Origin of the sequence: Paracoccus sp. R12_2 (assembly GCF_017744015.1) — a bacterium.
In the GTDB taxonomy this organism is placed as follows: domain Bacteria; phylum Pseudomonadota; class Alphaproteobacteria; order Rhodobacterales; family Rhodobacteraceae; genus Paracoccus.
Map to the genome: position 1 here is coordinate 59,386 of NZ_JAGHRA010000007.1, position 11,668 is coordinate 71,053.

The 11,668-nt window shown below is 63.4% G+C and carries 8 protein-coding genes; 5 read left to right on the forward strand and 3 right to left on the reverse strand.

What is annotated here, in order from left to right:
• Positions 1-62: 62 nt before the first annotated feature.
• Together carA and J7359_RS10230 are read left to right on the forward strand one after the other, a co-directional pair.
• A complete protein-coding gene (gene carA / locus J7359_RS10225; protein ID WP_209056544.1) occupies positions 63-1,211 on the forward strand; it encodes a glutamine-hydrolyzing carbamoyl-phosphate synthase small subunit in 1,149 nt (382 codons plus the stop codon).
• A gap of 71 nt (positions 1,212-1,282) precedes the next feature.
• Positions 1,283-3,436, forward strand: coding sequence for a glycosyltransferase (locus J7359_RS10230; protein WP_209056545.1), 2,154 nt, complete (start codon positions 1,283-1,285; stop codon positions 3,434-3,436).
• On the opposite strand, the gene J7359_RS10235 is transcribed toward J7359_RS10230, so the two are convergent.
• Entirely contained in the window at positions 3,433-6,228 is a 2,796-nt protein-coding gene (locus J7359_RS10235) for a glutamine-synthetase adenylyltransferase (protein ID WP_209056546.1), read from the reverse strand. The two genes, J7359_RS10230 and J7359_RS10235, sit on opposite strands and share 4 nt — an antisense overlap.
• Before the next feature lie 212 nt (positions 6,229-6,440).
• Between J7359_RS10235 and J7359_RS10240 the strand changes: the two genes are divergently transcribed.
• The 3 genes from J7359_RS10240 to ilvN all read left to right on the forward strand — a co-directional run bounded on the left by J7359_RS10240 (position 6,441) and on the right by ilvN (position 9,819).
• Positions 6,441-7,280 carry an arginyltransferase gene (locus J7359_RS10240; protein ID WP_209056547.1) on the forward strand — a complete coding sequence of 280 codons (840 nt, stop codon included), beginning with the start codon at positions 6,441-6,443 and terminating at the stop codon, positions 7,278-7,280.
• 158 nt (positions 7,281-7,438) lie between these two features.
• Entirely contained in the window at positions 7,439-9,193 is a 1,755-nt protein-coding gene (locus tag J7359_RS10245) for an acetolactate synthase 3 large subunit (protein WP_209056548.1), read from the forward strand.
• A 65-nt stretch (positions 9,194-9,258) separates the two neighbouring features.
• Positions 9,259-9,819 carry an acetolactate synthase small subunit gene (gene ilvN, locus J7359_RS10250; RefSeq protein ID WP_209056549.1) on the forward strand — a complete coding sequence of 187 codons (561 nt, stop codon included), beginning with the start codon at positions 9,259-9,261 and terminating at the stop codon, positions 9,817-9,819.
• A 39-nt stretch (positions 9,820-9,858) separates the two neighbouring features.
• On the opposite strand, the gene J7359_RS10255 is transcribed toward ilvN, so the two are convergent.
• Positions 9,859-10,212, reverse strand: coding sequence for a hypothetical protein (locus J7359_RS10255; protein ID WP_209056550.1), 354 nt, complete (start codon positions 10,210-10,212; stop codon positions 9,859-9,861).
• A gap of 160 nt (positions 10,213-10,372) precedes the next feature.
• Positions 10,373-11,665 carry a DUF2254 domain-containing protein gene (locus J7359_RS10260; RefSeq protein ID WP_209056551.1) on the reverse strand — a complete coding sequence of 431 codons (1,293 nt, stop codon included), beginning with the start codon at positions 11,663-11,665 and terminating at the stop codon, positions 10,373-10,375.
• Between the last annotated feature and the right edge of the window lie 3 nt (positions 11,666-11,668).

Here is an 11,668-nt window from a genome sequence, read left to right on the forward strand (position 1 = left end):
CGGCTTGACCTTCCTGCGCGTCGAACATATTCACCGGCTGATTTCAGACCAGAGGTGCCGACATGGCCGCAAAACCGACCGCCTGCCTTGCGCTTGCCGACGGGACCGTCTTCTACGGCCATGGCTTCGGCGCCACCGGAGAGGTGGTAGCCGAGTTGGTCTTCAACACCGCGATGACCGGCTACCAGGAGATCATGACTGATCCCTCTTACGCCAGCCAGATTGTCACCTTCACCTTTCCTCATATCGGCAACACCGGCGTCACCGGCGAAGATGACGAGGCGGCCGACCCTGTCGCCAGCGGCATTGTCGTGCGCTGGGACCCGACGCAGCCCTCGAACTGGCGCGCGGCTGGCCAGCTGCCCGTATGGATGTCGCGGCGCGGTCGCATCGGGATCGGCGGCGTGGATACGCGCCGGCTGACACGCGCGATCCGGCAACAGGGCGCCCCGCATGTCGTTCTGGCCCATGATCCGGACGGCAACTTCGATCTGGAAGCGATGATTGCGAAGGCGCGCGACTGGCAGGGGCTGGTCGGGCTGGACCTGGCGCGAGAGGTCAGCTGCGCGCAAGGGTATCGCTGGCAGGAAGGTGGCTGGGAATGGGGCCAGGGCTTCGGCACGTCGCCCGAGGAAAAACCCTTCAAGGTCGTAGCGCTGGATTATGGCGCAAAGCGCAACATCCTCAGGTCGCTGGTCTCTCATGGCGCCGACGTCACCGTGCTGCCGGCGACCGCCACCGCCGAAGAGGTGATGGCACACGAACCTGAAGGCGTGTTCCTGTCGAATGGCCCGGGCGATCCGGCCGCCACGGGCGAATACGCGGTGCCGATGATCCGCGACCTGTTGGCACGCGACATGCCGATCTTCGGGATCTGCCTGGGGCACCAGATGCTGGCGCTGGCACTGGGTGCGAAGACCGTCAAGATGAGCCACGGCCATCACGGCGCCAATCACCCCGTGCGCGACAACGAGACCGGCAAGGTCGAGATCACGTCGATGAATCACGGCTTCGCAGTGGACAGTCAGACCTTGCCAACGGGCGTGGTCGAAACCCATGTCAGCCTGTTCGACGGCAGCAATTGCGGTATCAGGGTCAGCGACAAGCCGGTCTTTTCCGTGCAGCACCATCCCGAGGCCTCACCGGGACCGCAGGACAGTCTGTATCTGTTCCGCCGCTTCGCCGATTCGATGCGTACCCGGCGCGGCTGAGCAGGCCTTGCGCTTAACCTCTTCTTAACGGCTTTCGTGACAGGACTGGGCGTTCCCGGAAGGAATCGTCCATGTCCGAACTCGCCGAGCTGACCCCGTCCACCCCGCTGGACCATGTAGATCCGCAGCGTGCGGCGCCGACATTCGCCCCGCGAAATCGGTTGCCTCTGGGTCAGATCCTTCTCGAGGACGGCGCGGTCGAGCCGGGGAACCTGCTGAAGGCGGTCGTGATGCGGCAGCGTCAGAAGGCGCGGCTTGGACAGATCCTGCAGTCGCAGGGCTGGGTGACGCCCGAGGCGCTGACCCGTGCGCTGTCGCGGCAATGGCGCACCACCTTGGTCGATCCGGCGGCGACGCCCGCCGATCCGCGTCTGATCGATGCCGTCGGTGCCGGATTCTGCCTGACCCACGGCATTCTGCCTTGGCGGCGCATCGGCGGCGTCACCTGGATCGCCACCGCACGCCCGGAACTGTTCCAGGCGCTCAGCCCGTCGCTACCCGCCGAATTCGGACAGATCCGCATGTTGCTGTGCTCAGAAGCACAAGTGCAGGACGCGATCCTGTCGCTACGCCGCAGCGCCATGGTCCGTGCCGCCGAGCTGCGCGTTCCCGCCGGCGAAAGCTGCCGGACCCGCAACGAACGCCGCACCGGCCAGCTGGCACTGGCGGTCATGGCTGCGATCGCGCTGGGTCTGTGGATGGTGCCCGTCTTGGTGCTGACCGCCTTGACCGCCTGGGCGGCGCTGACATTGCTGACCCAAACCGCGCTGAAGCTTGGCGCGTTCTTCGCCGCACTTCGTATCCGCGCCGAGCAGCGCGATCTTCGGCGGGCGGCACGTGCCGGACGAATCGCCTTGCCGCAGATGGATGGGGCGCTGCCGGTGATCTCGGTCATGGTGCCGCTGTTTCGGGAAAGCGATGTCGCGGGCAAGCTGGTGGCACGGCTGGCGCGTCTGGACTATCCGCGCGAACTGACCGACATCCTGCTGGTCATCGAGGCCGACGACGAAGTGACGCGCAAGGCGCTGGAAGGCGCCCGGCTACCCGGATGGCTGCGCGTCGTCGAGGTGCCAGAAGGTCCGATCCAGACCAAGCCGCGTGCGCTGAACTATGCGCTGAATTTCTGTCGGGGCGAGATCGTGGGCGTCTGGGACGCCGAGGATCGGCCCGACCCCGATCAACTGCACAAGGTGGCGCGCGGATTTCATTTCGCGGCGGACGATGTCGCCTGCCTTCAGGGCGCGCTGGATTACTATAACCCGCGAACCAACTGGCTGGCGCGCTGCTTCACGGTCGAATACGCGGCGTGGTTCCGGGTCCTGTTGCCCGGCGTGGCCAGACTTGGGCTGGTGGTTCCCCTGGGCGGCACCACCCTGTTCTTCCGACGCGACGCGTTGGAGGCGGTCGATGCATGGGATGCATGGAATGTCACCGAAGACGCGGACCTGGGCGTCCGGCTGGCCCGGCGCGGCTGGCGAACCGAGATCCTTGATACCACCACCGACGAAGAGGCGAACTGCCGCGCCCTGCCGTGGGTCAAGCAGCGATCTCGTTGGCTAAAGGGCTATGCGATGACCTGGGGCGTCCACATGCGCAATCCCGTCGCGTTGTGGCGCGATCTGGGCGCGTGGCGGTTCTGGGGATTCCAGATCCAGTTCTTCGGCACCCTCTCTCAGTATCTGCTGGCCCCGGTGCTGTGGAGCTTCTGGTTGCTGAGCCTTGGAGTGCCGCATCCGCTGCGTGCGCCGTTGTCGGGCATCTGGGGCGGGCATGCGATCACTGCCTTGTTCGCGATCTTCGTGATCTCGGAACTGATCAGCATCGGCATCAACATGTGGGCCGTGCGGGGCGTCAAGCATCGACACCTGATTGCATGGGTGCCGACGCTGCATGTCTATTTTCCGCTTGGCTGCCTGGCCGGGTGGAAGGCGATCTACGAAGTCGTCGTCAAACCGTTCTATTGGGACAAGACCGCGCACGGCATTTTCGAGGCGACCGAGACCGACGAGACGTCGCCACAATTGGACAATGGGACGGTTCAACTGCCTCTGTTGGGCCAGATCGGCGGGCGGACGCTGACCGAGTTGGCGGTGGAAACGGGAAACAACACACCGACTCCGGGCGCAATTCTGCCACTTGCCGAGGTTGGGGGCGGGGGCGCTTTGCGCCCGGTCACAGCACCTGCCGATCAACCAAAGATCGGATTGCGGCAGGCAGCTGGCTAAGTTGCCGGACCGGGCACGCAGGAACCGATGATCGACGCGGCCGCCGACAGCGCCGCGTCAAGCCTTTCCGCCAATGCATCCAGATCGCCCTGCCCGGTTTCACGCAGTAGCAGTTCCTGGCCGCCTCGACCCAACTCCGTCATGTCCAGGGGCCGTTCGGTCAAAAGCCGCCCCGACGCGTGCAGCCGCCACAGAAGGCGCCAGATCGACGCCAAGCTGTCCGCCTGATCCCGATCCAGCAGTCCAGCCCGCCTGCCCGACCGTAACTGAGCCAGGGTGGCCCGGGACGGATCGCCGGCACGCAACGCGCAGGACTGTGCAAGAAGTTCGATATCCTGCAATCTGCCGGGGCCTGTCTTGGCCTCCCACCGGCCATCGGGGGTCTTCGCCGCAAAGATCCGTGCGCGCATCTGGGCAAGGTCGGGCATGACACGCGCGTCCTTGCCCCTGTCGCGCAGCACCTTCAGGCGCAGCGCCTCTACACGCTCTGCAAGATCGGTGCCGGCGGCCCCTGCAGTGGCAACGATGCGGGCCCGTGTCAGGGCCAGATGCTCCCACGTCCAGGCCTCGGTCATCTGGTAGTTCTCGAAGCTTTGCACCGAGGTGGCGACGGGGCCCTGCCGGCCCGACGGCCGCAGCCGCATGTCCACCTCGTATAGCCGCCCTTCGGCGGTCGGCGCGGACAGGGCCGTGATCATCGCCTGTGTCAGCCGCGAATAATAGGCCCGGGTCGCAAGGGGCTTGGGGCCATCGGAACTGTCCACCCCGTCCGCGTCGTAGATCACGATCAGATCAAGGTCCGACGCCGCATTCAACATCCGCGCGCCAAGCGAGCCCATCCCCATCACCACGGCCCCGTTTCCGGGCGGCGGGCCATGACGGCGCGCGAATTCGTCTGTCACGGCCGGAAACAGCGCCCGCACGCAGGCATCCGCCAGATCGGCATATTGCGTCCCCGCCTCGTCGGCATCGATCAGACCGCGCAGGTGATGCACGCCGATGCGGAAGTGCCATTCATGCGCCCACCGCCGCGCGGCATCCAGCGCGCGTTCATAACCGCCATCCGGCGCGTCCAGCGCGGATCGCAGGATACGTCCCAGATTCTCGTCCAGCCCCGCCATGCCCGGCCATGGTGCGAAGAAGCTGCCGCCCAGCACCGCGTCCAGAACTGCGGAATGACGCGCAAGATAGGCCGCAAGGCCCGGCGCGGTCCCGCAGATATCGACGATCAGTTCGATCAGTTGCGGATTGGCCTCGAACAGCGAAAACAGCTGCACCCCGGCGGGCAGCCCGGACAGGAAACCGTCGAAACGTGCCAACGCCTCGTCGGGATGTCCTGTTCGCGCCATCCTTGCCAGCAATTCCGGCTCGACCCGCTTGAAGATCTGCTGCGCGCGGGTCGATCGCAGCGCTGGATAGCCCTGCCAGCTGTCGATGATGGCATGCGCCTCGTCCGACAACTCGGGGCGTTCGGCCGTCTCTCCCGGCGCGAAGAACGATTCCGTCAGGTCGTGAACCCGTTCAAGCCGTGATTTCAGACCTGCAGACCAGTCGTCCACATCGCCCTCGCCCATCATGGCGGCGATCACCGACAGCCCGTCACGATCCTTGGGCAGGCTGTGGGTCTGCGCGTCGTTCACCATCTGAATGCGATGTTCAATGTCGCGGTGGCGGCGATAATGTTCCGTCAGCTCGTCCGCAACGTCGGTCGGAATCCACCCCTTTTCAGCCAGTGCCGCCAATCCGCCGACCGTATCGCGACGGCGCAGATCGGCGTCACGCCCCCCCGCGATCAACTGCCGGGTCTGGGTGAAGAACTCGATCTCTCGAATGCCCCCTCGACCCAGCTTCATGTTATGGCCCGGCACCTCCAGCCGGCCGCCGAGACCCTTGTGGTCACGAATCCTAAGCCGCATGTCATGGGCATCCTGGATGGCCGCGAAATCCAGATGCTTGCGCCACACGAAGGGGCGCAACTCGGCCAGGAAACGCTGACCCGCGGCTATGTCGCCCGCGGCCGCGCGGGCCTTGATGAAGGCCGCGCGTTCCCATGTGCGGCCTTCGGCCTCGTAATAGGCCAGCGCCGCCGCCGTCGAGATGCAGACCGGGGTGACCGAGGCATCGGGACGCAGCCTGAGGTCGGTGCGAAAGACATAGCCGTGCTCGGTCACGTCCGACAGCGTGGCCGCCATCTTGCGCGTCGCACGGATCAGCGCCGACCGCGCCTCGTGCTGATCTTTCTCGGCATAGGCGGTTTCATCGAACAACACGATCAGGTCGATGTCAGAGCTGTAGTTCAGCTCGCATGCGCCACCCTTGCCCATTGCCAGCGCGAAGATGCCGCCCGCATCAGCATCGGTTTGCGGCAACTTTCCACGCCGCGCCTCGGCCGCGACGTGAATGCGCAACGCCAGGTCCACCGCACGGTCCGCAAGATCGGACAACGCGCCGGTGACCTTTTCCAGCGGCCAGACCCCGCCCAGATCGGCCAATGCCGTCTGCAGCGCGACGCGCCGTTTTGCCCGACGCAGCGCGGCGCCCAGTTCGGGGGCGTCAAGATCATCGAATCCTTCGGTCTCGCGCATGACGACGTCAGCGTGATCCAGCGCCCCCGAGCGCAACCAGTCGGCCTCTTTCTCGATCAGCCCCGCAAGATACGGGCTGCATCCCGCGGTTGCTGCCAGAAGATCTGTCAGGCGGTCGGGCAGGTCGCCGAACCGTTCGCGGATGTCGTGGGCACGGTCCTGATCGACGGGCAGCGGCATACGGATGATGGCGGCATCGAATTTCATGCGCGCCAGACTAGCCGAAGCCTTTGTCCCGTCAACGCGAAGACTTGTCTGCAATCATCCCGCGCCGCAGGTTTGCGTTAACTCTTTCCCGGCTTGGCGCATCGGATTTTCGTTGCTAGGCTTTCGGCCAGATCAACAATCGGGCGCACACGGACTCGCAGCACACGCATGACAAGTTCTGACTCGTCCATCCGCCACACGGATCGCATCTGATGCGCCATACCGTCCCGCACGCGCCGCAATTCTATGTGACGGCACCGCAACCCTGCCCGTATCTTCACGGCCGGGCCGAGCGTAAACTGTTCACGGCATTGCATGGCGAAAACGCGGCCGAGCTGAACAACGCGCTGTCGCGGCAGGGCTTCCGCAGGTCACAGAACGTCCTGTACCGCCCCAGCTGCGAAAGCTGCGTGGCCTGCATGTCGGCGCGAATCCGGGTTGCGGATTTTCACGCCTCGCGGACACAGCGCCGCCTGATGCGCAAGAATGGCGCACTGCGGCGACTTGCGACAAGCGCATGGGCCACCGAAGAACAGTTCGATCTTTTCCGCAGCTATCTGGACCACCGCCACGCCGATGGCGGCATGGCCGATATGGATATCTTCGAATTCGCGGCGATGATCGAGGAAACGCCGGTCAAGACCCGTGTGATCGAATACCGCTGCGACGGAGCCGAGCCAGGCAAGATCGCCCCGGGCGACGATCATCTGGCGGCGGTCTGTCTGACCGACGTGCTGGATGACGGGTTGAGCCTTGTTTACAGCTTCTACGATCCGGCGCTTGCCGCGGCCAGCCTTGGCACTCATGTCATTCTGGATCACATCGAGATCGCGCGCGCCGCCAAGTTGCCCTATGTCTATCTGGGCTATTGGGTGCCCGGCAGCCGCAAGATGGACTACAAGGCGCGCTTCTCGGCGCTGGAAATATACAAGGGCGGGGTCTGGCAGGATATCGGCGACCCCGAGGATCATTCGAACGAGGCCCATCCCTTGTCCGTCGATCCGATCGTCGAACAGGTGGCGCGCATCGCTCTGCCGCAGTTCGACCGCTGACCCACGGCAAGCTGGGAAAGAAAATTACAATTTGCTGCCCCCCTGCGTCATTTTCTCCACCAACCCCCATTGACCCTGACTTGCCTCCTCCATAGTTTGCGCCGACGCTCTGACCGGGTGCGTCAAGAGCCGAGCATTGACTTGATGGAGTAGAGAAGATGTCCCGAAGCATGACGGGTGCGAGAATGGTTGTCGAAGCGCTGCGCGATCAGGGCGTCGATACCGTATTCGGCTATCCGGGCGGGGCAGTGCTACCCATTTATGATGAGATCTTTCAGCAGAACGACATCACGCATGTCCTGGTCCGCCACGAACAGGGTGCCGTGCACATGGCCGAGGGATATGCCCGATCCACCGGCAAGCCGGGCGTGGTTCTGGTTACATCCGGCCCCGGCGCGACCAATGCCGTTACCGGACTGACCGACGCGCTGCTGGATTCGATCCCGCTGGTCGTTCTGTCGGGACAGGTTCCGACCTTCCTGATCGGCACCGACGGGTTCCAGGAGGCCGATACCGTCGGCATCACCCGTCCCTGCACCAAGCACAACTGGCTGGTGAAGGATCCCGCGCGGCTGGCCGAGACGATCCACAAGGGGTTCCATGTCGCGACCTCGGGCCGTCCCGGCCCCGTCCTGATCGACATTCCCAAGGACGTCCAGTTTGCGACCGCCGATTATGTCGGCCCCAAACAGATCGAACCCGCCAAGTATCAGCCTGCGCGCAAGGGCGACATCGCGGCGATCACCCGGCTGGTGGAACTGATCGAACAGGCCGAACGCCCGATTCTTTATACCGGCGGCGGCGTCATTAATTCCGGCCCCGCTGCCAGCCAGTTGCTGCGCGAACTGGCGGATGCGACGGGGATCCCGGTCACCTCGACCCTGATGGGTCTGGGCGCCTACCCGGCATCCGGCAAGAACTGGATCGGGATGTTGGGGATGCACGGCCTCTACGAGGCCAATCTGGCCATGCATGACTGCGACCTGATGATCAATCTGGGCGCGCGTTTCGACGACCGGATCACCGGGCGCATCGCGGATTTCAGCCCCGGCTCGGTCAAGGCGCATGTCGATATCGACCCGTCGTCGATCAACAAGGTGATCCGTGTCGATATTCCCATCCTTGGAGATGTCGGCCATGTGCTGGAGGATCTGCTGAAGGTCTGGAAGTCGCGGGGACGCAAGGTCAACACGCCTGCGCTTGGCAAATGGTGGGAGAAGATCGAGGGCTGGAAGTCGAAGAACTGCCTGTTTTTCCGCAACAGCGACAAGATCATCAAGCCGCAGCACGCGATGCAACGGCTTGAGGCGCTGACCAAGGGTCATGACCGCTACATCACGACCGAGGTCGGCCAGCACCAGATGTGGGCCGCGCAGTATCTGGGCTTTGATGAGCCTAACCGCTGGATGACGTCGGGTGGGCTTGGGACGATGGGCTACGGTCTGCCGGCATCGATCGGCGTGCAGATGGCGCATCCCGAGGCGTTGGTCATCAACGTGGCCGGCGACGCAAGCTGGCTGATGAACATGCAAGAGATGGGCACGGCGGTCCAGTTCCGCCTTCCGGTCAAGCAGTTCATCCTGAACAACGAACGTCTGGGCATGGTCCGCCAGTGGCAGCAATTGCTGCATGGTGAACGATATAGCCAGTCGTGGTCGGACAGCCTGCCCGATTTCGTCAAACTGGCAGAAGCCTTTGGCTGCAAGGGTGCTCAGGTGCGCGATCCCGGCGATCTGGACGCGGCGATTCAGCAGATGATCGACTATGACGGACCGTTCATCCTGGATGTTCTGGTCGAGAAGCATGAGAACTGCTTCCCGATGATCCCCTCGGGCAAGCCGCATAACGAGATGTTGCTGGGCGAGGCCGAGACGCAGGGCGTCATCGAATCGCAGGGCGCGGTTCTGGTCTGAAATGTCGTTGCGGGGGCGCACCCCCGCATCCCGGGAAATATCCGCGAAGAAGAAGAGGGCAGGCCATGAACGCGTTGAACATCCAGAAGGGCATGTCGAGTCATTCAGCCTATGACCTGCGTGACCCGAATGCAGAAATCGTCGAAAGCCACACGCTTGCCGTGCTGGTCGAGAACGAACCAGGCGTGCTGGCGCGGGTGATCGGGCTGTTTTCAGGTCGCGGCTACAACATCGACAGCCTCACCGTCGCCGAGGTCGATCATACCGGCCACCAGTCCCGCATTACCGTGGTCACAAGCGGGACGCCCGCGGTGATCGAACAGATCAAGGCGCAGCTTGGTCGAATCGTGCCGGTGCACGAAGTCCACGACCTGACGGTCGAGGGTCCGTCGGTCGAACGCGAACTGGGTCTGTTCAAGGTGCGCGGTCAGGGCGACAAGCGCGTCGAGGCGCTGCGTATCGCCGAGATATTCCGGGCGAACGTCGTGGATTCGACCTTGGAAAGCTTCGTTTTCGAACTTGTGGGCACCCCATCGAAGCTGGATGCGTTTGCCGATCTGATGCGCCCGTTGGGACTTGCGGATCTGGCGCGCACGGGTGTGGCGGCGTTGGCTCGCGGCGCCTAAGCAAATCCTGAACGCCCGGTCGCGTCGCCCGAGTCCGGGCTAGCGGACCGCGCCGACCCGCAGGGTGGGCGCGGGACATGTCTCAAGAATCTCGTCCGGTTCGCGCGACGCGACAAGACGAAGTTGAGTCGCTGGGGATTTATTGCACTGCACATTGCGCAGCATTCCTGGCAAATGGGGGCATACCTGTTCCGAAAGGATCGAAACATCTCGCGCGTGGCGCAGATCACCGATCAGTTCGCAATCAAGCTCCAACAGGTCACCTGGTTCCGGCCAACGCCTGTCACAGATCAGGTTGTCTCGGCCTTGCAGGTAGGCCAGCGCACCTTGGTCCTCGCACCAGATGACTGCTTTCTCTCGTGCATCGCTGCTCCAGACCACCACCCCGATCATCAGCTTTCTTCCTTCCGTCACGCCACCACCATGCAACCCCGGTTCGACCGTCTAAATGTGCATGGTTAACGCGACTAAAGCAGAAATCCGCCGATATTCCAGTTTTTTCTTTTGCGTATCCCGCAATTTTTTACAGCCCACGCCTGGGAACAAAGGAAAATCACTCAAGCGGCTGAGAAATATCTAGAATTTCTTCAAATATTGAAACAAGATCAGCGCGCTGCGACTTCAATGCAACAGAATCCCGGTTGTAGTGCATGATTTCCCGTGACAATTCGACGACACCAGCCGCATAGACCGACGGCGAAATCCTGCCGAGAGACTTCATCGCTTCCAACAAGGCACGTTGCACCTGAAAGTTTGCCGCGCCGTCCCGGGCAAGCGGCAGAAAGCCATCTTTCAGAAGCTCGATGGCGGTAAGCGACGCCATGTAGATCCGCGGATATTCGACCGCGGGCGCGACCTGTTCTCGCCACTTGCACAGAACGCCGACCAGGTGACCCACAGCCAGAACCGCACTGCCCGGATCATTGATGCCCGGCGACAGCGCCCGCTGACCCGTTTCGGAAAGCACCTGGATTCCGAAGCGCGGGTCCTGATCGAAATTCCGCTCTTCGCCGATCGTCAGGCAGGCCAGCAGCCGCTTGCGTAGCCTTGCCTTGTCGTCTGGGTCGTGCGGCACGGCACTTACATGCAAGACGACAGTCGCCGGGCTTACAAAGTCGCCCGGCGTCGTGGTCAGATAAATCAGCACATCATTGTCGTCCGCCACTTTGGACAGGCCAGCCATGTCACAGTGCTGCAGGTATCCGACTGTTTCCGGGCAAACCGGAACCGTTCCCGACGGAGGCGCGCCGCGTAGGGGGTTCGCGCCCAGCCACGGCGCCTCGAGCCTGGTTTCCAGCGCCTCGGATGCGGCCCTGGCAACTCGGCCCACCGTGTCGCCGACGCGGCCAAGCTGACCAAGATGGTCGATCCATCGCAGCAGCGACACGACCACGACAAGGACCACCAGCAAGGTGGCGCCGAACAGCACAAGCCGCCCGGACTGGCCATAGATCTGGGTCTTTAGAAGAATGATGCTGACCAGACTGAACAGGAATGCGCCGATGAACGTCGCCAGCACCGTCTGGCTGACCGGATCGGATACCAGTAGCCGCACCGCGCGCGGCGTCGCGGTCGAACCGGCGGCCGCATAGGCAGCCGTCAGGATCGACAACGAAAAGGTCGTGACCGTCAGCATCGACGAAGCCAGGATCTGCAGGATCGATTCAATGGCCTCGGCACCGATCTTGGCAGGCAGGTCGGACGGAATGAAATCCTTTACCAAATAGCCGATGATCGCGGTCAACGCCCCAAGCACGGCGAACGCCGTGACCCGTACCCACACCTCGCGGGACAGTTCCCGGATCCGAAAACGCAGCTTGCCGGTTCTGCCGCCGCGCGCCGCCATTGG

Bases quoted from the DNA above. Each gene is read 5' to 3' on its own strand.
- carA (WP_209056544.1), top strand. From the start codon at position 63: ATGGCCGCAAAACCGACCGCCTGCCTTGCGCTTGCCGACGGGACCGTC.
- J7359_RS10230 (WP_209056545.1), top strand. From the start codon at position 1,283: ATGTCCGAACTCGCCGAGCTGACCCCGTCCACCCCGCTGGACCATGTA.
- J7359_RS10235 (WP_209056546.1), bottom strand. From the start codon at position 6,228: ATGAAATTCGATGCCGCCATCATCCGTATGCCGCTGCCCGTCGATCAG.
- J7359_RS10240 (WP_209056547.1), top strand. From the start codon at position 6,441: ATGCGCCATACCGTCCCGCACGCGCCGCAATTCTATGTGACGGCACCG.
- J7359_RS10245 (WP_209056548.1), top strand. From the start codon at position 7,439: ATGTCCCGAAGCATGACGGGTGCGAGAATGGTTGTCGAAGCGCTGCGC.
- ilvN (WP_209056549.1), top strand. From the start codon at position 9,259: ATGAACGCGTTGAACATCCAGAAGGGCATGTCGAGTCATTCAGCCTAT.
- J7359_RS10255 (WP_209056550.1), bottom strand. From the start codon at position 10,212: ATGATCGGGGTGGTGGTCTGGAGCAGCGATGCACGAGAGAAAGCAGTC.
- J7359_RS10260 (WP_209056551.1), bottom strand. From the start codon at position 11,665: ATGGCGGCGCGCGGCGGCAGAACCGGCAAGCTGCGTTTTCGGATCCGG.